The following is a 21604-nucleotide window of genomic DNA, read 5'->3' on the forward strand; positions in this document are numbered from 1 at the left end:
GATTTTCGGGGTCAGGCGCTGGCTCTCCTGCCTCAAAAACAGGCATTCCGCAGCGTAAATTTTGACGTAAACGGAATGTTTTGGCCCCATTGTTGCCATAATGTAACAATGGGCCCCGATCCCTCCCAAACACGCTGTTTTCGCGCCATTTTGAGCGGTTTTTTCTGATTTTTTTCGTCGATTCGCGACCAGAAGACCGTTTTCCGCTTCTGTTGCGAACGCGTGGACTTTGTCGAAAATGCGCTCGATTGAGGCGTACATGTACGCCTCAAGAATTCGTTGTTGCACCATTAACCTGAATTGGTTCTAGCTTGACCAAGTAATATTCGGGGAGGACATTCATGAACAATTTCCGTCTGAAAGCACTGTTGGGGGCGGGGTGCTTTTCGCTGGCTCTGATCGGAACGGCCCAGGCCGGCGGCCTCGAGCGCGGCGGCTACAATATCGATCTTTTGTTCGATCCGTCGCAGGTCACCGGCGAGGTCGCAGGCACCTATGTCATGCCCGACCGGACGCTGGACAATGTCGTCGATATCGATCCGTCCGATGGCATCGGGACGACCGGCCTCGGCGGTGGAAAGACCGACGGTATCCATGAAACAGAAGACTATTTTTCGCCCCGTCTGGGTATCAAGGTCGGCATTGGCCAGCATGTTGACTGTATGGCCGACTATTCCGAGCCGTGGGGTGCCCACACCAATCCGGGCAGCGACTGGATGGGCGTCAACAACAACATCGAAACAAAGATCGACAGCGAGAACTATGCCGCGACGTGTTCCTACAAGATGGATGTCGGCAAAGGGCAGCTTCGCTTCATCGGCGGCGTTTTCTACCAGGAAGTCAGCGGCTTTAAGCTAAGGCAGGTTGCACCCGCATTCGCCTCCATCGGCGACGGAACAGGGTTGCTGGAACTTGCCGGAGACGGGGTTGGCTGGCGTATTGGCACGGCCTATGAAATTCCCGATATCGCGCTGCGGGCCAGCCTTGTCTACAACAGCGCTGTCGACCTCGGCGACATCACCGGCCAGGTCGACCTTTCGCAGGTCAATGGACAGGTCATTCCGGTTTTCGGCAACCAGTCCATGCCGCAATCGGTCGAGTTCAAATTGCAATCCGGCATAGCGCCCGGCTGGCTCGCCTTCGGTTCGATCAAATGGGTCGACTGGAGCCAACTCCAGCTTGTCAGTTTTTGTTCGAGGCAGATTCAGGGTATTCTGCCCTGTACCTATGAAGGACCAGGCTTCGTTACCTCGCTTGACCTGCTCTATCGCGACGGCTGGACTGTTTCCGGTGGCATCGGCCACAAGTTCAACGAACAGTGGAGCGGCGCGGTCACCTTGACCTGGGATCGTGGCACCACCACGGGCCTCGGGACGCAGACCGATACCTGGACCGTTGGCGGTGGCGCTTCCTTTACCCCGTCGCAGAACGTCGAACTTCGCTTTGGCGGCGCGATCGGCCTGATGACCAGCGGCGAAGTCGGACCGGAATTCAATGGAACCGACATTTCAGGCAACGACGTGACGTATACGTTCGGCAATGATCTCGTCACGGCGCTTGCGGCTTCCGTCAAGGTCAAGTGGTAACCCCTTAATATCAATAACAAAAAGGCCGGGCATTGCCCGGGCTTTTTGTTATGAATGGACTTTGCGGGCGGCGTTGCCACAACGACCGCGCCACCGCCCGCGTTGCATATACGCGGCACACCTCCGCCTCTTGCGATTGTGACGTTTCGGCAACAGTTTCTGAACATCCTGTAATGTAGAAACCTCGCCGGGACCATTGCCCATTTCCCGCCATAAACCCGGCGCACCTCAAATCCGTCTCGGGACACATGCCAGAAGGCCAAGCGATGAGGCAGGCCGCACGCCCGCGGCAAGGACGAGTATGGACGCCAGAGTCATCTCCAAGGCCAAGCTGCCCAGCCGCTATGTGACCGTCGGTCCGGCGCGTGCGCCGCATCGCTCCTATCTTTATGCGATGGGCCTGTCGGCGGCCGAGATCGCGCAGCCGCTGGTCGGGGTCGCGAGTTGCTGGAACGAAGCGGCGCCCTGCAACATCTCGCTGATGCGCCAGGCGCAAGTGGTCAAGAAGGGCGTCGCCGCCGCCAACGGCACGCCGCGCGAATTCTGCACCATCACCGTCACCGACGGCATCGCCATGGGCCACCAGGGCATGAAATCGTCGCTGGTGTCGCGCGAGGTCATCGCCGATTCGGTCGAACTCACCATGCGCGGCCATTGTTACGATGCGCTGGTCGGCCTTGCCGGTTGCGACAAGTCGCTGCCCGGCATGATGATGGCGATGGTGCGGCTCAACGTGCCGTCGATCTTCATCTATGGCGGCTCGATCCTGCCCGGTTCCTACAAGGGCCGGCAGATCACCGTCCAGGATGTATTCGAGGCGGTCGGCCAGCACTCGGTCGGCACGATCGGCGACACCGAACTCCTCGAAATCGAGCAGGCGGCCTGTCCGTCGGCCGGCTCCTGCGGCGCCCAGTTCACCGCCAACACCATGGCCACCGTCGCCGAAGCGATCGGTCTGGCGCTGCCCTATTCCTGCGGCGCCCCGGCGCCCTATGAGATGCGCGACCGCTTCAATTTCGCCTCCGGCGAGAAGATCATGGAACTGATCGCAAACAACATCCGGCCGCGCGACATCGTCACGCTGAAGGCGCTGGAAAACGCGGCAACCGTGGTTTCGGCCACTGGCGGTTCGACCAATGCGGCGTTGCATCTGCCGGCGATTGCGCATGAGGCGGGGATAAAGTTCGACCTGTTCGACGTAGCCAGGATTTTCGAGAAGACGCCCTATATCGCCGACCTGAAGCCGGGCGGCAAATATGTCGCCAAGGACATGTTCGAGGCCGGCGGCATTCCGCTCTTGATGAAGACGCTGCTCGATCACGGCTATCTGCACGGCGATTGCCTGACGGTAACCGGCCGCACTTTGGCCGAAAACATGGATCACGTTGCCTGGAATGATAGCCAAGATGTGGTCCGTCCCGCCAATCGACCAATCACCCAGACCGGCGGTGTCGTGGGCTTGAAGGGCAACCTTGCCCCCGAAGGCGCGATCGTGAAGGTCGCGGGCATGGCGGAGCTGAAATTCTCCGGTCCGGCGCGTTGTTTCGATTCGGAAGAGGAATGTTTCGAGGCGGTCACGCATCGCAACTACAGGGAAGGCGAGGTTCTCGTCATCCGCTACGAGGGTCCCCGCGGCGGCCCGGGCATGCGTGAAATGCTGTCGACGACGGCGGCTCTCTACGGTCAGGGCATGGGTGGCAAAGTGGCCCTCATCACCGACGGACGCTTTTCGGGTGCAACGCGCGGTTTCTGTATCGGCCATGTCGGGCCGGAGGCCGCGGTGGGCGGCCCGATCGGGTTGCTCAGGGACGGTGACGTTATCTCGATCGATGCCGTGAACGGCACGATCGAGGTCGAACTATCCGACGCGGAACTGGCAGCGAGGGCAAAGGCCTGGAAGGCGCGCACGACCAACTATCAGTCGGGCGCGATCTGGAAATATGCACAAACGGTGGGGCCTGCCCGCGACGGCGCGGTGACCCATCCGGGCGGTGCGAAAGAAACACATTGTTATGCGGATATCTGAGTTGTTGAGGTCGTCTGTCTTTTCGGCACTGGTCGCGATCGCCACTTTTGGCGCGACCTTCGGCGCCGTGGGCCAGGCCATGGCCTTCGACGACAAGGTGTTCGACGACAAGACCGGCGTGAAGCCGCAGTCGAGTCCGTGGGCGGTGTTCCAGTTCGGCTTTTCCGCCTACAAGAACGGCCACAAGGAGCAGGCCGCGGAAGCCTATAAATACGCTGCCGAAAACGGCCAGATAGGCGCCACCTGGAAGCTTGCGCGCATGTATGCCGAGGGCGATGGCGTAACGCGCGACGACTACGCCGCCTACAAGTTCTTCAGCGAAATCGTCGATCAGGATGTCGAGCCCGGCTCGCCGGAAGAGAGCTATGTCTCCGACGCGCTGGTGGCGCTCGGCGACTATCTGCGCAAGGGCATTCCCGGCAGTCCGGTCGCCGAGAATGAAGTGGCGGCCCAGGAATATTACATGCGCGCCGCCGCCAACTACCGCAACCCGAACGCCCAGTTCGAGATGGGCCAGATGTTCCTGAAGGGCGAGGGCGGCGTCAAGGCCAGCGTCAAGCAGGCCGGCCGCTGGTTCCAGCTCGCCGCCGAAAAGGGCCACGCCGGCGCCCAGGCGACACTCGGCAACCTGCTTTTCCAGAGCGGCAAGATCGTGCGCGGGCTGGCAATGATGACCGCTGCGCTCGAACGCGCCGCGCCGGCCGACCAGCCATGGATACGCGGCATGCAGGAAGAGGCGTTTGCCGCCGCCGGCGAAGCCGATCGTCGCACCGCGATTTCGCTGGCCGACGACATCCTTACCAAGGGCGGCGGCGACCAGTAAGCGGGATTACCGCTTCCCTTATCTAAAAAATCAATTCTCGGTCGGCTCAGCAGGCGCCAGGCCGGGTGCCGGCGTCGAAATCGGCGTGGCGTGCGGACGTGGCGCCGGCCTGTCTCTCGGGCACTCGTCGTCCACTCTCGTCCACGACGTGTTGTTGAGCACCATGTCGCAGCGGGCGAGATGGCTGCGGCCGGAAAGCGTCAGGCAGGCGACCTGGCCGATCTCAAACGATTTTCCGTTGGCCAGGCATTCCGCATCGGCAAAAGCCGGCGTCGCCGAAGCTATCGCAAGCGCGCAGCCGATCGGGCAGAGAGCGAATCGAATAGTCATGGGAACCCCGGCCACCATGATGATGTCTCATCAGGCGCGCGATTTGTGGCGATAAGAGGTCAACTTATGGCTGTGCCGTCGGGCAACGGTCGATCAAGCAGGCTGCAGCGACAGTTGGATGGCCACCGGCACGTGGTCGGAGGGTTTTTCCCAGGCGCGCACGTGCTTTTCGATCGAGGCCGACGAAAAGCGGTTGGCGGCCTCCGGCGACAGCAGCAGGTGATCGATGCGGATGCCGTTGTTCTTCTGCCAGGCGCCGGCCTGATAGTCCCAGAACGTGTAGGTGTCCGGCGCGTCGGTGACCGCGCGCACGGCTTCGGTGAAGCCGAGATTCATCAGCCGGCGGAAGGCTTGCCGAGTCTGTGGCTGGAACAGCGCGTCGCCCAGCCAGTTCTGAGGGTATCTGGCGTCGATCGGTTCGGGGATGACATTGTAGTCGCCGGCCAGCACCAGCGCCTCTTCGAGCAGAAGCCTCTCCTGCGCCCAACGTTCGAGCCGCGCCATCCAGGACAATTTATAGGGAAACTTCTTCTCGTCATCGATCGGATTGCCGTTCGGCAGATAAAGCGAGGCGACCCGCAGGCTTCCCTTGTCCGTCGAGAATACGCCCTCGATGAAACGCGCCTGCTCGTCGGCGTCGTCGCCCGGCAGGCCTCTGATAACTTCGTCGAAGCGCAGTTTCGACAGGATGGCGACGCCATTGAAGCCCTTCTGGCCATGGGTTTCGACATTGTAGCCGAGCGCCTCGACCTCGGCGCGCGGAAACTGCTCGTCGACGGTCTTGATCTCCTGCAGGCAGGCGATATCAGGCGCGCTTTCGCTCAGCCAATGGGTGAGATTGCCGAGACGGGCCCGAACGCCGTTGATGTTCCAGGTGACGATCTTCATGACGGCCTCATTGCTGCTCAGGCGGATGGCGTTCGACGAGGCCGATCGTATTGCCTGCCGGGTCCTTTAGGAAGGCCATCCATTCGCTTTCCCCCGCTGGACCGAAAGTGCCTTCGGTATCGCGATGGACGAGCGCCGGCGGTGCGGTGAAGGGGACGCCGGCGGCTTTCGCGTCAGCGTGGAAGGCTTCCAGGCCTTGTATGTCGAGATAGACCGTGCCGGCCGGCACGCCGTCGGTGAACAGCAGCCTGATATCACCGGCCATGATGAAGGCCATGCCGGGCGGATCGTAGCGGGCATGGACGCCCAGGCCGAGGACATCGCGCCAGAAGGCCAGAGTCGCATCGAGGTCGCGTCCGGCCGAAAGCGCGATCTGACGGACCGCGCCAACGCTACGCATTTCATTTGCTCCCGTATGCTTGGCTCTCGCCGTTGTAAGCAAGTATTTGTTCGATTGCATCCCTGAGATGCGATGCTTGCTCCCGCGTCGTGCGCTCGTCCACCCAGTCACAAGCATTGTAGAGATCGCCAAGCCAGTGCGGGTATTCGTATGTTTGCTCAATGAGAGAGACCATACGGCAAACCTGAATGGGTTCGATATCGCCTTGGAGGTAGGTGCGGAGGCGTCGAAGAAACGACTTGCGCGCTATTTCGCCGGTCTCCAATGACTTCTCATTGAAATCAGGAAAGCGCCGCTCGATCAACGACTTCAAAAGGCCATGAACCTTCCCAAGAGCAAGAGCGTTTCTTGGGTTGCACCGGACAAGTTGCAAATAGTCGGGGTCGTCGGCGTAGCCCGGTGGCGCCGTATGTACTCCGGCCCAACCGACAATGTCGGCATCGAAGATCGCCCCTATCTCGCGAGCGACAAGCACCGTCCTCGGATCCTCATTGCCCTCGAGGAACGCCGTCATGCCTTCATATAGAGAAACTGGTGCCGCAGCCGCAGGAGGCGACCGCATTCGGGTTCTTGATCTGGAACGACTGGCCCATCAGATCGTCGACGAAGTCGATCACCGAGCCGCCCATATAGACCAGCGAGAGGTCGTCGATCAGCACGGTGGCGCCGTCCTTCTCGATGGCGACGTCGTCATCGTTGCGGGCATCGACCAGGTCGAATTTGTAGGAAAAGCCGGAACAGCCGCCGCCTTCGACTGAGACGCGCAACGCCGTCTTGCCGGCTTCGCCGGAGACGATCTTGGCGATCCTTCTCGCGGCGGCGTCGGTCATCTCGACTTTCATGGCAGTCTTGGCATCAGCGCCCATGGCCGTCACCTTGCTTTCGGTTTGATATGATAGGTATGAAGCGCGAGGGGGCAAGTCAACCGCGGCTAAGGTTATGACAGTGAGTTGGGGGCAATGACCAGTGAGTTTGGCGACATCGGCTTCGGCTATCGGCCGCGCGCGGCCTATGCCAGCGATCCGGCCAGGTCGCGCGGGCGCCTGTTCGATGAGGTGGAGAGCCCAACCCGCACGCCGTTCCAGCGCGACCGCGACCGCATCATCCATTCGACGGCATTCCGCCGGCTGAAGCACAAGACGCAAGTGTTCGTCGCGCATGAGGGCGATCATTACCGCACCCGGCTGACGCATTCGATCGAGGTGGCGCAGATTGCACGCGCCCTGGCGCGGGCGCTGCGCGGCGACGAGGACCTGGCCGAGGCCGTGGCGCTGGTGCATGATTTCGGCCACACCCCCTTCGGCCATACCGGCGAAGAGGCGCTGAACGAGAAGATGGCCGGATGGGGCGGCTTCGATCACAATGCGCAATCGCTGCGCGTGGTGACACGGCTGGAGCGGCGCTATGCCGAATTCGACGGGCTGAACCTCACCTGGGAAACGCTCGAGGGCCTGGTCAAGCATAACGGGCCATTGACCGATGCCCAGGGGAAAGGCCTGAAGGGGCCGGTGCCGCAGGCGATCCGCGACTATTCAGAGTTGCACGACCTCGAACTCGACCGCTTCGCCGGCATAGAGGCGCAGTGCGCGGCGATCGCCGATGACATCGCCTATAACACCCATGACATCGACGACGGCCTGAGATCCGGTTTCCTGAGGCTCGATATGCTGGAGAAGATCTCGCTGCCGGGATCGATCCTGGAAGCCGTGCGCCAGCGCTATCCGGCGCTGGACGATGTGAGAGCGGGGCACGAACTCATGCGCCGGCAGATCACGATCATGGTCGAGGACGTCATTGTGTCGACAAATGCCAACCTTGCGCGCATCAAGCCGGATAGTGCTGAAGCGGTGCGGGCGGCAGGCGAGACGATTGTCGGCTTTTCCGCCGAAATGGCCACGCTCGAAAAGGAGTTGAAGGCCTTTTTATACAAACATCTCTACCGGCACAGCGAGGTCATGCGCGTGCGCGTCGACGCCGAGCAGATCGTCAAGGACCTGTTCGATGTCTATTTCGCCGATCCGCGCGCCATGCCCGATGGCTGGCGCGAAGGGCTCGACCGGGCCGAAGACCGGATCAAGGCGCGGGGCGTCGCCGATTTCCTGGCAGGCATGACGGATACCTACGCTTTGAAGGAACATCGCCGCTTGTTTGACCATACGCCGGATTTGAGCTAGGGCGGGCACGATTTTGCCGGCCCAATGAGCCGGTTCCCTTAAAGCCGCCAGAGCCACACCAATGAACATCTTCGCCGATTTCACCGCGCGAGTCGTAAGAGCTGTCGAAGCGCTTGATCTGAAGGACGGCGAGGGCGCCTCGCCTGATCTGTCGCGCATCGCCGTCGAGCCGCCGCGCGACGCCAGCCATGGTGATCTCGCGACCAATGCGGCGATGGTGCTGGCCAAGCCGACCGGCCAGAACCCGCGCGCGCTGGCTGACAGGCTTGCGCAAGCGCTGCGCGCCGATCCCGATATCGCCGCCGCTGACGTCGCCGGTCCCGGTTTCGTCAATCTCAGGCTCGAGGACCGGTTCTGGCAGGCGCATCTGACCGCGCTTCTCGGCGAAGGCCGCAATTATGGGCGCTCGACGGTCGGCGGCGGCAGGAAGGCCAATGTCGAATATGTCTCGGCCAATCCGACCGGTCCGATGCATGTCGGTCATTGCCGTGGCGCCGTGGTGGGTGATGCGCTTGCCAATCTGATGGCTTTCGCCGGCTACGACGTGACCAAGGAATATGTCATCAACGATGCCGGCGCGCAGATCGACGTGCTCGGCCGCTCCGCCATGCTGCGATATCGCGAGGCGCTCGGCGACGACATCGGCGAGATTCCGGCCGGTCTCTATCCCGGTGACTATCTCGTTCCGGTCGGCCAGGAACTGGCCGGCGAATTCGGCCGGTCCCTGCTGCAGATGCCGGACGAGGAGGCGCTTGCCATCGTCAAGGACCGGACGATCGATGCGATGATGGCGATGATCCGCGAGGATCTGGCGCTGCTCAACGTGCATCACGACGTCTTCTTCTCCGAACGCACGCTGCATGCCGACAACGCCCGCAAGATCCGCTCGGCGATCAATGATCTGACGCTGAAGGGCCATATCTACAAGGGTAAGCTGCCACCGCCCAAGGGTGAGAAGCCGGACGATTGGGAGGATCGCGAGCAGACGCTGTTCCGCTCGACGGCGGTCGGCGACGACCTCGATCGGCCGCTGGTCAAGTCGGACGGCACCTTCACCTATTTCGCAGCCGATGTCGCTTACCTCAAGGACAAGGTCGATCGCGGCTTCGTCGAGCTGATCTATGTGCTTGGCGCCGACCATGGCGGCTACGTGAAGCGGCTGGAAGCGCTCGCCCGGGCGATCGCCGACGACAAGGTCAAGCTCACCGTGCTGCTTTGCCAGCTGGTGCGGCTCTTTCGCGACGGCGAGCCGGTGCGCATGTCGAAGCGGTCGGGCGACTTCGTGACGCTGCGCGAGGTTGTGGAGGAAGTCGGCCGCGACCCGATCCGTTTCATGATGCTCTACCGCAAGAACGATGCGCCGCTCGATTTCGACTTCGCCAAGGTGACCGAGCAGTCGAAGGACAATCCGGTGTTCTACGTGCAGTACGCTTCGGCGCGCTGCCATTCGGTGTTCCGGCAGGCGAGCGAGCAATTGGGCGAGGCCAATTTCGACCGCGACCGGCTGGCCGCCGCGACCGCTTCGCTGACCGATATGGGCGAAATCGCCTTGATCAGAAAACTCGCGGAATATCCGCGACTGATTGAATCCGCGGCCCTTGCGCTCGAGCCGCACAGGCTGGCATTCTACCTCTACGATCTCGCTTCCAGCTTCCACGGACATTGGAACCGGGGCACCGAGAATCCCGACTTACGTTTTGTTAAGGTTAACGACCGACAATTGACGCATGCCAGACTAGGGCTGGTGCAGGCTGTTTCGGACGTTTTGACGTCCGGCCTGACGCTGATCGGAGCTGAAGCGCCCACCGAAATGCGTTAGGTTTGACTAAAACACCTGTCACCTTTTGCCCACATTGCGCTGGTAAGGGCCAACCCTGCGCGACGTCCATGGCGTCCGAATGAGTGCGAGTTCGGGAACGATAATGGCAGACAGAACCCATCTGAGAGCAGCCGCCAACAACGATATCGCTGACGATGATCCCTTCGCGGAATTGACCCGGATCATGGGGTTCGACCCGCGTCAGCCAGTCAGGCCGCAGGCACCTAACCAGCCGAAGGCGGCTCCCGCCGGTCAGTCGGCGGACGAGGGTGATTTCGACATCGACCTCGAGAAGGAGTTGATGGGCGAATTTGGTGCCGACGACAATGATCGCGCCGCCGAGGTTCGCGAGCCGGCTTTCGAAGCCGCCGACCCGATGAATGACGAGCTTGCCGCCTCGCTCGAACAGGATCTTCTGCTGGGCGACGATGCGACGGACGAAGCAGCCCACGGCGCTTACGCCGACGACATCGATTTGGCTGCCGAATTATCCACGCCGGCGGCCGACGCCGTTTTCGATCATGACTTCGAGGATGCGGTCGCCAGTTCGCTGGAGGACGTGTCGCCATTCGAAGACGATCTGGATGACGTTGCGGACAACAAGCTCGCGGACGACGAGCTTGCCGCCTCGCTCGAACAGGATTTCCTGCTCGAAGACGATGTGACGGATGAACCCGGCGCTGCCGCCGAGGCTCTGGTGACGGCCGCGCAGCCTGACTTCGGCGACGAATTCGACAATGCGATAGCAAGCTCGCTGGAAGACGAGCTGATGCTGGACGAGCATGTGCCGCCGGAGCAGCAGACCACCGCTGCCGGAGTCTCCGCGCCGGTCGCCGAACCCGACTTCGATGATGAATTCGACAACGCCGTCTCGAGTTCGCTCGAAGACGAGCTGATGTTGGACGAGCATGTTCCGATGGAACAGGCTGCCGTCGAGGCTTCTGCTGCGCCTGTTCAAGCCGTTTCGGACGAGGCCGACCAGGACCTTGCCGGCCACTTCGATGAAGCCATGGCCGATGTCGATATGGATTTCGACGTTCGCGCGGATGAATCCGCCGAAATCGATCAGCTCGAAATTGACGAGCCGGAGGTCGCTGCCGACGAGCTGTCCGCTGCCACCTCGAAAAATGCTTTCGACGACGATTTCGATTTGAATTTCGATGATGCGCTCGTGGACAAGGTTGAAGAGCCGGTCGCACAGGTCGCCAGCGTTGCGCCCCGGCAGGCCGCGCCAGCGGTTGTCGCGGTCCAGCCGGCCGCCGCCATCGCCGGCGAGCGAAGCCTGGAAGACGAGTTGAACGCGCTGCTGGGCGCCATGAACACACGTTCTGCCCCCTTGGTTGCCCCGGTGGCTGCCCCCGTGGCAGCGGCTGAAAAAGCCGCCAGCAAGCCGGCGGACCCTATCAGCGAGCTGGACTGGGATCTCGATGAGCATGCTGCCGTGGAGCCTGCGCACCCTGACGAGGTTCAGGCAGCCGACGCCGATCTCGACACGTTTCTCCTTGATGAACTCAAGGATCAGGATTTCGGCGCTGAAGATGCCGCCGGATCGCAAGATGCCGATTTCGACAATGACGACCTCAATGCCGCTTTCGCCAGGGATATCGGCCTCGATCACGATGCCGCCGGCGACGGGATTGCGGCTGACGCCGAGAAAGAAGAGCCGCATGATTCGCTCGGCTGGCGGACGCCGCGCTCGATCCCGCCCGAACCCGCCCGCTCCTGGAGCCGCGTGACGCCGGTCGCTAATACTCAGCCCGCTTTCGCAAGCCAACCGGCGGCCTCGGTGAAGCCCGCGTCCACGGCGCCAATGGCCGCGGCGCCGTCCCGGCAAGAAGAGCCGGTCGCGGCTGATACCGCTTATGCGGCACCGGCGCCGGCCGAACAGCCTTCGGCCTTTGACGAGATGCCCGATGTCGAGACGGTCGATGTGCCGGAGCGCGTCGTGGCGCTGGCGGACGATCTCGATATCCCGGAGATCAACTTCGAGGAAGACGAGCCAGCGGCGCCTGCTTATGACGATCTCGACTCCGATTTCGCCAATCTGCTCACGGAAATGAACGCCGTTGATGTCGCTCCCGCCCCGGTGCGGAGCGGGGCCTATGACGATGAATCCTACAATGCGGGGTTCAACTCGGGCTATCAGCGCGACCGCGTTGAAACGCGGACCTATGCGGCGAGACCCGCTGAGGTGCCGGCCAGCGCGGCCTATGCCGACGCGGCCGGCGGCTTCGATCTGGATGAATTGCCCGGCGGCGGCAAGCCGGCTTCTCAGGCCCCGGTTTCACAGGCCCCCGTTTCACAGGCCGACGACTTTGCCCTGGACGAACTCGACTATGATCCCGAGCTGGACGAAGCGATGTCGGTTCCGGGCCTGGCCGAGCAGGACAGGCAGCCACGCAGCCGCGGCCTGTTTATTGCAATGGTCGTCGGCGCGGTGGCGGTCGCCGGGGGACTCGGCGCCTTTGCCCTGTCGTTCGGCGGCAAGGGCAGCGGCGACGCGCCGGTCATCGTCAAGGCCGACAATGCGCCGATCAAGGTCAAGCCGGAAAACCCGGGTGGCACTGTGGTGCCGAACCAGGACAACAAGGTCTATGACGCGGTGGCCAAGGGCACGAGGCCTGCCGAACCGGTCCAGGAGAAGCTGGTCACCAACACCGAGGAGCCGGTGGATGTGACGGCCAAGGAGCCGCAGAGCGCCATCGTTGATCTTGGCGACACCAACGCGGTCGAAGGCGCGCAAGCGGCCGACGACACGCAGCCGGTTGGCGGTGCGCAAGCGACTGGCAATGATGTTGCCGCTGCTCCGGCGCCGAAGTCCGAGGATCGTATCGCTCAGGTTCTGCAGGAGGCCGAAAAGTCCGGGAATCCCGATGTCGTTGCCGTTGCGCCGCGCAAGGTAAGGACCATGATCGTCAAGTCGGATGGTTCGCTGGTGGCGCGCGAGGATCAGGCGCCCGCGGCACCGCAAGTGGCCGCTGTCGAGCCTGCCGATCCAGAGCCGCAGCGTGTGGCCCCGTCCGCCCAGGCTGACAATTCGGCGCAGACCGGCACCGTGCCGCTCGCAAGCGGCCAGGCAACTGGCGACCAGGCGAGCAGCAACCAGACCGAAACCATCCAGCCGGAAGCGGCCAAACCGGCCGCCGCAGCCAAGGCCCAATCTGCTGACACCCAATCTGGCGATACCCAGTCAGCCAACACGCCGGAAACGGTTCCATTGGCGCCGCAACGTCCGTCCGACCAGCCGGTCGATGTTGTCGGCGAGGTCAAGCCCGACCAGGTTGCGTCCATCCCAACGACAGCCTCGACCGGCGGCGGTTCCTGGTCGATGCAGATCGCGTCGCAGCCGACGGTCGAAAGCGCCCAGTCCAGCTATGCGGACCTGCAGCGCCGCTATGGCAGTGTGCTTGCCGGCCGTACCGCCAACATCGTCAAGGCCGAAATCGCCGGCAAGGGGACCTTCTACCGCGTCCGCGTCCCGGCGCAGTCGCGCAACGATGCGATCAGCCTGTGCACCAGCTACAAGGCCGCCGGCGGCAATTGTTTCGTGTCGCGCTAGCTGCTCGAAAGCCTCAACTGAAACCCGGCGCGGCCGTCAAGCCGCGCCGGGTTTCGTTTGTCCAAATGCATATGGCCGGATGCGATTCCATTTGTCCGCATGAAGCCCTAAACTGGCTGACATGACCGAATCAAAATCCATGATCCTCGGCTGTGCCGGGAAATCGCTGACGCGCGATGAAATCAAATTCTATCGCAATGAATGCCCGTGGGGCTTCATCCTGTTTGCGCGCAATATCGGTGAGACTGAGCAGATCCGCGATCTGGTCGCCGCGATGCGCGACTGCATCGGGCGCCCGGACGCTCCGGTGTTCATCGACCAGGAAGGCGGCCGGGTGCAGCGCCTGCGGCCGCCGCTGGCGCCGAATTATCCGGCCGGTGGCGCGCTCGGCGCGCTGTGGCGCAACGACCACGACGCCGGCGCCCGTGCTGCCTGGCTGATGGCGCGCCTGCATGCTTTCGACCTGCTGCGCTTCGGCATATCTGCGGACTGCCTGCCGGTGCTCGATGTGCCGATCGAAGGCGCCAGCGACGTCATCGGCGCGCGCGCCTATGGCAAGGAACCGCGCGCCGTCATCGAGCTTGGCCGCGCGGCGGCTGAAGGGTTGATGTCGGGCGGCGTGCTGCCGGTCATGAAGCATATTCCCGGTCATGGGCGGGCTTTTGCCGATACGCATTTCGAACTGCCGACCGTCGATGCCTCGATGAGCGATCTGCAGCGGCACGATTTCGCGCCGTTCAGGGAACTCAACCATCTGCCGATGGCGATGACGGCGCATGTCGTCTACAGCGCGATCGACCCGAAGAACCCGGCGACCACTTCTGGCAAGGTCATCGATGAGATCATTCGCGGCGAAATCGGCTTCGACGGGCTGCTGATGAGCGACGACACCTCGATGAAGGCACTTTCTGGGGATTTCCCTTCAAAGGCGGCCGCGATCCTTGCGGCCGGCTGCGATCTGGTCCTTCACTGCAACGGTGTATTCGAGGAGATGGCTGGTATTGCGTCGCGCACCACGGGCTTGGAGGGCAAGTCGCTGGAGCGTGCCAAACGAGCGCTGACCTATATAAAGGATCGCGACGCGGCTGAAGAAACCGAGATACGCGCCGAGTTCGCCACCTATTTCGACGCTGTGGCCTAGCACCAAAGGGAAACGGGAAGTGGCGGAAACATTGGATAGTAAGGCCGGCAAGGCCGCACCGATGGACCGCCTGTGGGCCGAGAACGATGATTCGCGGCTGACCGGCGATCCCGCTCTGGTCGTCGATGTCGCTGGTTTCGAAGGCCCGCTCGACCTTCTCCTGCATCTTGCCCGCAACCAGAAGGTCGATCTGTCGCGCATCTCCATCCTGGCGCTGGCCGAGCAATATCTGGCGTTTGTCGAGAAGGTGAGGGTGCTGAGGCTCGAGCTTGCCGCCGACTATCTGGTGATGGCGGCGTGGCTGGCCTTCCTCAAGTCGAAGCTCTTGATCCCCAAGCAACCGGGCGAGGAGGGCGAAAGCGGCGAGGAACTGGCGGCGGTGCTGCAATTCCGGCTGAAGCGGCTGGAAGCCATGCGCGACGCGGCGGCCCGGCTGGTCAACCGCAACCGGCTCGGGCGCGATGTGTTCGCGCGCGGCATGCCGGAAATGGTCATCGTAGAGAAGCGTAACACCTACTCGGCCTCGCTCTATGATCTGTTGACCGCCTATGCCCAGCAGCGCCAGAAACAGGCGATCACCAATGTGACGATCGCCAAGCGTGGCGTGTGGTCGCTCAAGGACGCGCGCGATGTGCTGACCAGGCTGATCGGCTCGCTTGCCGACTGGACGGCGCTCGACAGTTTCCTGATCGAGTATCTGTCCAGCCCGGAAGAGCGTCGCACCGCAGTCGCAAGTTCCTTTGCCGCAACGCTGGAACTGGTGCGCGAAGGCAAAATGGACATGCGGCAGGACGAGGTGTTCGCGCCGCTCTATCTGCGCGGCCGCGCGCAAGGCACTAGAGCAGTCGAGGTGGCATCATGAGCGAACGCGCCAACGCTTCGGTCATTCCCTTCAAGGTCGATGAAGAGACCGAGGAGCGGCTGCCCGCCCAGAGCCCGGCACAGGATATAGCCCAGAACCTGTCCCAGAATCCCGGCGAGCGGCTGCATATGGCCGAAGCCGTACGCATGGCCGAGGCGATCGTGTTCGCCAGCGCCGAGCCGGTCAGTGAAAAACAGCTTGCCGCACGCCTGCCCGACGGCATCAACATTGCGGCGGCGATGGCCGATTTGCAGCAGATCTATGCGCGGCGCGGCGTCAATTTGGTTCGCGTCGGCGATGCCTGGGCGTTCCGCACCGCCGGCGACCTCGCCTTCCTGATGAGCCGCGACACGGTACAGCAGAGGAAGCTTTCCCGCGCGGCGCTCGAAGTGCTGGCGATCATCGCCTACCATCAGCCGGTGACGCGCGCCGAGATCGAGGACATCAGGGGCGTCGAAACCTCGAAGGGCACGCTGGACACGCTTTTGGAGACGGAATGGGTGCGCATGCGCGGCCGGCGGCGTACGCCCGGCCGCCCCGTCACCTATGGCACGACCGACATCTTCCTCGATCATTTCGCGCTGGAGGAGATCCGCGATCTTCCCGGCATGGAGGAATTAAAGGGCGCCGGGCTGCTTTCCGGCCGCATGCCGTCGAATTTCTCCATCCCGCAGCCGCCGGCCGATCCGGATACGCTAACCGACGACGAGGATCCGCTGACCGACATCGACCTCGAGGAACTCGGCCTGCTGACGCCGCGCGTCACGGAAGATTGACCGCAAACCTGCGGCGGCGCTCGAAATTCGCCACAGTTTGGAGCAACACTAAGGGCGCGCGAATTGGGGCTGCGTGGATTGGTAGCGGGGCAATCGCGCCGAAATAGCGTGACTTCAGCCAGCCATTCATAAACTCTTTCGCGGTTGTGTTTGAATCCCAACGCGAAAACGCATAGATCATCGTCAGGGAAAACATTCGAGAGAGATTTGCTATGGGTTCATTTTCGATTTGGCACTGGATGATCGTGCTGGTGATCGTGCTGCTGGTGTTCGGCCGCGGCAAGATTCCAGAGCTGATGGGCGACATGGCCAAGGGCATCAAGAGCTTCAAGAAGGGCATGGCCGACGACGACGCTGCCGACGACAAGCGCACCGTCGAACACCGTGCCGACGAAACCGTTTCGGCAGTCAAGGAAAAGGCCAGCAAAAGCTGAGCCCACACTTTTAGCCGGAACGTATAGTCATGTTCGACATCGGCTGGACCGAGATGCTGGTGATCGCGATCGTCATGATCGTGGTCGTCGGGCCCAAGGATTTGCCCAACATGCTGCGCACCTTCGGCCGCACGACGGCAAAGCTGCGCGCCATGGCCGCCGACTTCCAGAAGCAGTTCAACGAGGCGCTGAAGGAAGCCGAGCTTGACGATGTCAAGAAATCGGTCGACTCGCTGCGAGGCCTGAACCCCGCCGCCGAGATCAGGAAGCAGCTCAATCCGTTCGAACAGGCGGCGGCCGATGTTCGTTCGGGAGTGGACGCGGCGATGAAGCCAAAGCCGGCCGCCGATCCCGCCGAGCCCGCCGCTTCGACGCCGCAGGCCGCCGAGCCGCTGAAGAATGGCGCAACGGTGCTGCCGGGCGCGGATGCGCCGGAAGCGACGCCGGCGGCGCCGATCTTTCCGGTGATGACCGACAGTTCGGTGGTAGCACAGGCATCAGCGGCCGAGCCGCCAAAAGCCTCGGCGAGGAAATCAGCGAAGGCGGCGACGCCAAAAGCCGGCAAAGCTGCTGTGCCCGCGCCGGCAGCCAAACTGGCGTCCGCAAAGGTTATGGCCAAGGCCGCGCCGGTTGCCAAGGCGACTGCGGCTGTGAAGACGACTCCGGCTTTGAAGACGACTGGGGCGGTGAAACCGGCGGTGCCGGCAAAAACCGCCGCCAGCCACGTGCCGACAGCAGCCAAGCCCGCAAAAGCGGCATCGAAACCAACTGCGACCGCGCCGAAGACACCGGCTGCAGCCAGCAAAAAGACGGCGGGCAAGTGAGTATTTCCGAGACGGAAAAGGACGAGATCGACAAATCGTCGGCTCCGCTGATGGAGCATCTGATCGAGCTGCGTCGGCGGCTGATCTGGTCGATCGGCGGGTTCTTCGTCGCCTTCCTCGTCTGCTTCTTCTTCGCCAAGAAGCTGTTCAACCTGTTGGTGATCCCGTTCAAATGGGCAACCCAGTGGGCCGGGCTCGATCCGCACAAGGTCGAGCTGATCTATACGGCGCCGCAGGAATTCTTCTTCACCCAGGTCAAGCTTGCCATGTTCGGCGGCATGGTCATCGCCTTTCCGCTGATCGCCACGCAGATCTATAAGTTCATCGCACCCGGCCTCTACAAGAACGAGCGCAACGCCTTCCTGCCGTTCCTGATCGCCTCGCCGATCCTGTTCCTGCTGGGGGCGTCGCTGGTTTATTTCTTCTTCACACCGATGGTGATGTGGTTCTTCCTCGCCATGCAGCAGGCCGGCACTGACGACCAGGTGCAGATTTCGCTGCTGCCGAAAGTGTCGGAATATCTCAGCCTGATCATGACGCTGATCTTTTCCTTCGGCCTGGTGTTCCAGTTGCCGGTGGTGACCAGCCTGATGACGAGGGTCGGCATGCTGTCGTCCAAGGCGCTGGTGGAAAAGCGCAAATGGGCGATCGTCATCGCCTTCGTCGTCGCGGCCGTGCTGACGCCGCCCGATCCGATGAGCCAGATCGGCTTGGCCATTCCCACCATCATTCTGTACGAGGTGGCGATCTGGGCAGCACGGCTGATCGAGCGGGATCAGGAAAAGCAGCGGGTGGCGCGCGAGAAGAAGGACGCTGCTGAAGAGGCAGCCGAGAAATCGGCGGAAGCGCCTTCGGAGAAGGTTCCTTCGTAGGCGGTAGCTCTCTATCTTTTCAACATCCGCAGGACAGCAGGGGCGTGAAGGAACTCGGCCTGACGTCTTGCATCGATCAAAAATGCGGTTTACGCCCTCTGCCCTAGCTCAGGAGCGTTCAAGACCATGCTTGATATCAAATGGATACGCGACAACCCGAAGGCCCTTGCCGAGGCGCTCAAGAAGCGCTCTTGGTCGGCTGAGGATGCGCAGTCCACGGTCGACGATCTGATCGCCAGGGATGAGGCGCGGCGCGAACATCTGACCGAGCTGCAGACCAGGCAGGAGCGCCGCAATGCCGCCTCGAAGGAGATCGGCAACGCCATGCGTTCTGGCGATTCCGCGCTTGCCGAAAAGCTGAAGGCCGAGGTCGGCGAGATCAAGGCGTTCATCCAGAATGGCGAGGCGCGCGAGCGCGAACTCGACAAGGCGCTGAACGACGCGCTGGCGGTGCTGCCCAATGTGCCGCTCGACGACGTGCCGGTCGGCAAGGACGAGCACGACAATGTCGTCAAGCACATCGTGGGCCAGGTGCCGACGCGGCCGAACTGGGTGCGGGAGCATTTTGAGATCGGCGAAGCGCTCGGCATGATGGATTTCGAGCGGGCGGCGAGACTGTCGGGCTCACGCTTCACCGTGCTGAAGAGCGGGCTGGCGCGGATGGAGCGCGCGCTCGGCCAGTTCATGCTCGACCTGCATACGACCGAGCACGGCTATGAGGAGATCCAGCCGCCGCTGATGGTCAAAGACGATGCCATGTTTGGGACTGGGCAGTTGCCGAAGTTTGAAGAGGATTTGTTCAAAACTGAAGTAATAGAGTGGGACCGTATAGTTGCTGACGCTGATAAGATTTCCGATCGTATTTTGGAATTGTCAGTACACAGACGAATTAAAGAGCTTTTATCTTCGAACAACGATGCTTCTGGCTCGGAGGCGGTCGAGTTAATGACTGGAGAAATCCAAAAAATAACCCAGAAGGCGACAGAAGCAGCCATCTATTTTGTTAAGCAGGAAACAAAGGCTGGCGAATATACTTCTCGCCGCTGGCTCATTCCGACCGCCGAAGTGCCGCTGACCAATCTCGTGCGCGAGGAGATCACGGCGCATGAAAAGCTGCCGCTGCGCTATACGGCGCTGACGCCGTGCTTCCGCTCGGAGGCCGGTTCGGCCGGGCGCGACACGCGCGGCATGCTGCGCCAGCATCAGTTCTACAAGGTCGAACTGGTCTCGATCACCGATCAGGAGTCCTCGCTCGCCGAGCACGAGCGGATGACCGAATGCGCTGAAGCGGTGTTGAAACGGCTGGAATTGCCATTCCGCACCATGACGCTGTGCACCGGCGACATGGGTTTTGGCGCGAGCAAGACCTATGACATCGAGGTCTGGCTGCCCGGCCAAAACGCCTATCGCGAGATTTCGTCCTGTTCGGTATGCGGCGATTTCCAGGCGCGGCGCATGGACGCCCGCTACAAGGACAGGGATGGCAAGGGCAACCGCTTCGTCCACACGCTGAATGGCTCGGGCACCGCCGTCGGCCGCGCGCTCATAGCCGTCATCGAAAACTACCAGAATGAGGACGGCAGCGTAACCATTCCTGAAGCGCTGCGGCCGTATATGGGTGGCCTTGCGAAGATCGAATCGAAATAATGCGCATTCTCCTGACCAACGATGACGGCATCCACGCCGAGGGCCTGGCGTCGCTCGAGCGCGTCGCCCGCACCTTGTCGGACGATGTCTGGGTGGTGGCGCCGGAACAGGACCAGTCGGGCTACGCGCATTCGCTATCGATCTCGGAGCCGTTACGCCTGCGCAAGATCGGCGAGAAGCATTACGCCGTGCGCGGCACGCCGACCGACTGCGTCATCATGGGTGTGAAGAAGATCCTGCCCGCGGCACCCGACCTGATCCTGTCGGGGATCAATTCCGGCGCCAACATCGCCGACGACGTCACCTATTCGGGCACGGTCGCCGGCGCCATGGAAGGGGCGCTGCTCGGCGTGCGCTCGATCGCGCTCAGCCAAGGTTACAGCTATGTCGGCGAGGACCGCGTCGTTCCCTATGAGACCACCGAGGCGCTGGCGCCGGCTTTGCTCAAGAAGCTTGTCGCGACGCCGTTGCCCGATGGCGTGCTGCTCAACGTCAATTTTCCGAACTGCCGCCCCGAAGAAGTCGCCGGCACGGTGGTGACCTCGCAAGGCAAGCTCGTCCACAGCCTGTGGGTCGATGAGCGCCGCGACGGGCGCGGACTTCCCTATTATTGGCTGCGCTTCGGCCGCGAATCGGTCGAGGGCAAGAAGGGCACGGACCTCTACGCGCTGCGCAACCGTCTGGTGTCGGTGACGCCGCTGCAACTCGATCTCACCGCTCACGAAATCCGCGATCAACTGACCAAGGCGCTCGCATGAACCTGAACCACGGTCCGGTCGACGACCGCGAAGGCTTTGCCGCTTTCCTGCTTCGCTTGCGTGGTAGGGGCACAGTGCCGAAGGCGCTGATCGCCGCCTTCGAGGCGACGCCGCGGCGTGGTTTCCTCGCTGCTCACTTCCATCCGATCGCCTGGTCGGACCGCATGCTGCCGATCGAATGCGGCGAGGCGATCGAGGGCGCCGACCTGCAGGCGGCGGTGATCGCAGCACTTGCCATCGAACCGGGCAACCGTGTGCTCGAGATCGGCACCGGGTCGGGCTATACCGCGGCGGTGATGTCGAGGCTCGCCGGACGGGTCGTTACCATCGACCGCTACAAGACGCTGACCGAGCAGGCCAAGCAGCGTTTCGAGGCGCTCGGCATCGGCAATGCCATCACCCGCCAGGCGGATGGCTCCAACGGGCTGGCCAATGAAGGACCGTTCGACCGCATCGTCGCGTGGGCGGCCTTCGACAGCCTGCCGCGTTTCCTGCTCGACCAGCTGTCGAGCGGCGGCATCGTCATTGCGCCGATCGGCCCGGAGGAGGGCGAGCAGGTGGTGGCCAAGCTGACCAAGGTCGGCAGCCGTTTCGAACGCGAGGACATCGGCATCGTACGCCTGCAACCGATACTGCGTAGTGTCGCGGCGGTGATCTAGGCGCTGGCCTAAATATTTTAAGAAAA

General features: G+C 62.3%; 21 protein-coding genes. 15 read left to right on the plus strand and 6 right to left on the minus strand.

The features are described 5' to 3' along the window. Window positions 1-341 precede the first annotated feature (341 nt). The 3 genes from AC0L2H_RS11970 to AC0L2H_RS11980 all read left to right on the plus strand — a co-directional run bounded on the left by AC0L2H_RS11970 (window position 342) and on the right by AC0L2H_RS11980 (window position 4435). Complete coding sequence (locus AC0L2H_RS11970) at window positions 342-1586, plus strand: outer membrane protein transport protein (RefSeq protein WP_473590411.1); 1245 nt, start codon at window positions 342-344, stop codon at window positions 1584-1586. Window positions 1587-1887: 301 nt separating this feature from the next. Then, entirely contained in the window at window positions 1888-3612 is a 1725-nt protein-coding gene (gene ilvD, locus AC0L2H_RS11975; RefSeq protein ID WP_473590412.1) for a dihydroxy-acid dehydratase, read from the plus strand. Then, entirely contained in the window at window positions 3599-4435 is an 837-nt protein-coding gene (locus AC0L2H_RS11980) for a tetratricopeptide repeat protein (RefSeq protein WP_473590413.1), read from the plus strand. Before ilvD ends, AC0L2H_RS11980 begins: the two co-directional genes overlap by 14 nt. A 30-nt stretch (window positions 4436-4465) precedes the next feature. Here AC0L2H_RS11980 and AC0L2H_RS11985 read toward each other — a convergent pair whose 3' ends face one another. From AC0L2H_RS11985 to erpA, 5 genes are all read right to left on the minus strand, one after another. Beyond that, the gene (locus tag AC0L2H_RS11985; RefSeq protein WP_473590414.1) at window positions 4466-4783 is read right to left on the minus strand and encodes a hypothetical protein; all 318 of its coding nucleotides are present in this window, start codon (window positions 4781-4783) and stop codon (window positions 4466-4468) included. Window positions 4784-4858: 75 nt separating this feature from the next. Beyond that, window positions 4859-5653 carry an exodeoxyribonuclease III gene (gene xth, locus AC0L2H_RS11990; RefSeq protein WP_473590415.1) on the minus strand — a complete coding sequence of 265 codons (795 nt, stop codon included), beginning with the start codon at window positions 5651-5653 and terminating at the stop codon, window positions 4859-4861. A gap of 7 nt (window positions 5654-5660) precedes the next feature. Next, window positions 5661-6053 carry a VOC family protein gene (locus tag AC0L2H_RS11995; protein ID WP_473590416.1) on the minus strand — a complete coding sequence of 131 codons (393 nt, stop codon included), beginning with the start codon at window positions 6051-6053 and terminating at the stop codon, window positions 5661-5663. A gap of 1 nt (window position 6054) precedes the next feature. Beyond that, entirely contained in the window at window positions 6055-6567 is a 513-nt protein-coding gene (locus tag AC0L2H_RS12000) for a hypothetical protein (RefSeq protein WP_473590417.1), read from the minus strand. Window positions 6568-6571: 4 nt separating this feature from the next. Next, window positions 6572-6919 carry an iron-sulfur cluster insertion protein ErpA gene (gene erpA / locus AC0L2H_RS12005; RefSeq protein ID WP_107648129.1) on the minus strand — a complete coding sequence of 116 codons (348 nt, stop codon included), beginning with the start codon at window positions 6917-6919 and terminating at the stop codon, window positions 6572-6574. Window positions 6920-7012: 93 nt separating this feature from the next. Between erpA and AC0L2H_RS12010 the strand changes: the two genes are divergently transcribed. From AC0L2H_RS12010 to scpB, 6 genes are all read left to right on the plus strand, one after another. Further along, the gene (locus tag AC0L2H_RS12010) at window positions 7013-8227 is read left to right on the plus strand and encodes a deoxyguanosinetriphosphate triphosphohydrolase (protein WP_473590418.1); all 1215 of its coding nucleotides are present in this window, start codon (window positions 7013-7015) and stop codon (window positions 8225-8227) included. A 61-nt stretch (window positions 8228-8288) separates the two neighbouring features. Further along, window positions 8289-10046: an arginine--tRNA ligase gene (gene argS, locus AC0L2H_RS12015; RefSeq protein ID WP_473590419.1), complete on the plus strand. Its 1758-nt coding sequence runs from the start codon at window positions 8289-8291 to the stop codon at window positions 10044-10046. Between the two features lie 103 nt (window positions 10047-10149). Next, complete coding sequence (locus tag AC0L2H_RS12020) at window positions 10150-13605, plus strand: SPOR domain-containing protein (protein WP_473590420.1); 3456 nt, start codon at window positions 10150-10152, stop codon at window positions 13603-13605. Window positions 13606-13726: 121 nt separating this feature from the next. After that, a complete protein-coding gene (nagZ, locus tag AC0L2H_RS12025) occupies window positions 13727-14746 on the plus strand; it encodes a beta-N-acetylhexosaminidase (RefSeq protein WP_473590421.1) in 1020 nt (339 codons plus the stop codon). A 61-nt stretch (window positions 14747-14807) separates the two neighbouring features. Next, complete coding sequence (locus AC0L2H_RS12030; protein WP_473590719.1) at window positions 14808-15608, plus strand: segregation and condensation protein A; 801 nt, start codon at window positions 14808-14810, stop codon at window positions 15606-15608. Continuing rightward, window positions 15605-16384: an SMC-Scp complex subunit ScpB gene (gene scpB / locus AC0L2H_RS12035; protein WP_473590422.1), complete on the plus strand. Its 780-nt coding sequence runs from the start codon at window positions 15605-15607 to the stop codon at window positions 16382-16384. The genes AC0L2H_RS12030 and scpB overlap by 4 nt, the downstream gene beginning before the upstream one ends. Here the strand turns inward: scpB and AC0L2H_RS12040 are convergent. Further along, complete coding sequence (locus AC0L2H_RS12040; RefSeq protein WP_473590423.1) at window positions 16371-16580, minus strand: hypothetical protein; 210 nt, start codon at window positions 16578-16580, stop codon at window positions 16371-16373. The two genes, scpB and AC0L2H_RS12040, sit on opposite strands and share 14 nt — an antisense overlap. A 16-nt stretch (window positions 16581-16596) precedes the next feature. Here AC0L2H_RS12040 and AC0L2H_RS12045 point away from each other — a divergent pair, with 16 nt between their 5' ends. From AC0L2H_RS12045 to AC0L2H_RS12070, 6 genes are all read left to right on the plus strand, one after another. After that, the gene (locus tag AC0L2H_RS12045) at window positions 16597-16818 is read left to right on the plus strand and encodes a twin-arginine translocase TatA/TatE family subunit (protein WP_473590424.1); all 222 of its coding nucleotides are present in this window, start codon (window positions 16597-16599) and stop codon (window positions 16816-16818) included. 29 nt (window positions 16819-16847) lie between these two features. Continuing rightward, on the plus strand, window positions 16848-17642 hold the full coding sequence (gene tatB / locus AC0L2H_RS12050; RefSeq protein ID WP_473590425.1) for a Sec-independent protein translocase protein TatB: 795 nt from the start codon (window positions 16848-16850) through the stop codon (window positions 17640-17642). Continuing rightward, window positions 17639-18514 (plus strand): twin-arginine translocase subunit TatC, encoded by an 876-nt coding sequence (tatC, locus tag AC0L2H_RS12055; protein ID WP_473590426.1) that lies wholly within the window; start codon window positions 17639-17641, stop codon window positions 18512-18514. The genes tatB and tatC overlap by 4 nt, the downstream gene beginning before the upstream one ends. Before the next feature lie 126 nt (window positions 18515-18640). Further along, window positions 18641-20161 (plus strand): serine--tRNA ligase, encoded by a 1521-nt coding sequence (serS, locus tag AC0L2H_RS12060; protein ID WP_473590427.1) that lies wholly within the window; start codon window positions 18641-18643, stop codon window positions 20159-20161. After that, window positions 20161-20919: a 5'/3'-nucleotidase SurE gene (surE, locus tag AC0L2H_RS12065; RefSeq protein ID WP_473590428.1), complete on the plus strand. Its 759-nt coding sequence runs from the start codon at window positions 20161-20163 to the stop codon at window positions 20917-20919. Before serS ends, surE begins: the two co-directional genes overlap by 1 nt. Further along, window positions 20916-21578: a protein-L-isoaspartate(D-aspartate) O-methyltransferase gene (locus AC0L2H_RS12070; RefSeq protein ID WP_473590429.1), complete on the plus strand. Its 663-nt coding sequence runs from the start codon at window positions 20916-20918 to the stop codon at window positions 21576-21578. The genes surE and AC0L2H_RS12070 overlap by 4 nt, the downstream gene beginning before the upstream one ends. Window positions 21579-21604: the final 26 nt, after the last annotated feature.

The organism is Mesorhizobium sp. WSM4871, from assembly GCF_055811295.1.

What these genes read in the sequence shown, in the direction of transcription:
- xth (WP_473590415.1), bottom strand. Translation starts at nt 5,653, where the DNA reads ATGAAGATCGTCACCTGGAACATCAACGGCGTTCGGGCCCGTCTCGGC.
- nagZ (WP_473590421.1), top strand. Translation starts at nt 13,727, where the DNA reads ATGACCGAATCAAAATCCATGATCCTCGGCTGTGCCGGGAAATCGCTG.
- AC0L2H_RS12070 (WP_473590429.1), top strand. Translation starts at nt 20,916, where the DNA reads ATGAACCTGAACCACGGTCCGGTCGACGACCGCGAAGGCTTTGCCGCT.
- AC0L2H_RS12000 (WP_473590417.1), bottom strand. Translation starts at nt 6,567, where the DNA reads ATGACGGCGTTCCTCGAGGGCAATGAGGATCCGAGGACGGTGCTTGTC.
- AC0L2H_RS11985 (WP_473590414.1), bottom strand. Translation starts at nt 4,783, where the DNA reads ATGGTGGCCGGGGTTCCCATGACTATTCGATTCGCTCTCTGCCCGATC.
- AC0L2H_RS11970 (WP_473590411.1), top strand. Translation starts at nt 342, where the DNA reads ATGAACAATTTCCGTCTGAAAGCACTGTTGGGGGCGGGGTGCTTTTCG.
- AC0L2H_RS12030 (WP_473590719.1), top strand. Translation starts at nt 14,808, where the DNA reads ATGGACCGCCTGTGGGCCGAGAACGATGATTCGCGGCTGACCGGCGAT.
- ilvD (WP_473590412.1), top strand. Translation starts at nt 1,888, where the DNA reads ATGGACGCCAGAGTCATCTCCAAGGCCAAGCTGCCCAGCCGCTATGTG.
- surE (WP_473590428.1), top strand. Translation starts at nt 20,161, where the DNA reads ATGCGCATTCTCCTGACCAACGATGACGGCATCCACGCCGAGGGCCTG.
- serS (WP_473590427.1), top strand. Translation starts at nt 18,641, where the DNA reads ATGCTTGATATCAAATGGATACGCGACAACCCGAAGGCCCTTGCCGAG.
- AC0L2H_RS11995 (WP_473590416.1), bottom strand. Translation starts at nt 6,053, where the DNA reads ATGCGTAGCGTTGGCGCGGTCCGTCAGATCGCGCTTTCGGCCGGACGC.
- scpB (WP_473590422.1), top strand. Translation starts at nt 15,605, where the DNA reads ATGAGCGAACGCGCCAACGCTTCGGTCATTCCCTTCAAGGTCGATGAA.
- AC0L2H_RS12040 (WP_473590423.1), bottom strand. Translation starts at nt 16,580, where the DNA reads ATGTTTTCCCTGACGATGATCTATGCGTTTTCGCGTTGGGATTCAAAC.
- AC0L2H_RS12010 (WP_473590418.1), top strand. Translation starts at nt 7,013, where the DNA reads ATGACCAGTGAGTTTGGCGACATCGGCTTCGGCTATCGGCCGCGCGCG.
- argS (WP_473590419.1), top strand. Translation starts at nt 8,289, where the DNA reads ATGAACATCTTCGCCGATTTCACCGCGCGAGTCGTAAGAGCTGTCGAA.
- AC0L2H_RS12045 (WP_473590424.1), top strand. Translation starts at nt 16,597, where the DNA reads ATGGGTTCATTTTCGATTTGGCACTGGATGATCGTGCTGGTGATCGTG.
- AC0L2H_RS12020 (WP_473590420.1), top strand. Translation starts at nt 10,150, where the DNA reads ATGGCAGACAGAACCCATCTGAGAGCAGCCGCCAACAACGATATCGCT.
- erpA (WP_107648129.1), bottom strand. Translation starts at nt 6,919, where the DNA reads ATGGGCGCTGATGCCAAGACTGCCATGAAAGTCGAGATGACCGACGCC.
- tatB (WP_473590425.1), top strand. Translation starts at nt 16,848, where the DNA reads ATGTTCGACATCGGCTGGACCGAGATGCTGGTGATCGCGATCGTCATG.
- AC0L2H_RS11980 (WP_473590413.1), top strand. Translation starts at nt 3,599, where the DNA reads ATGCGGATATCTGAGTTGTTGAGGTCGTCTGTCTTTTCGGCACTGGTC.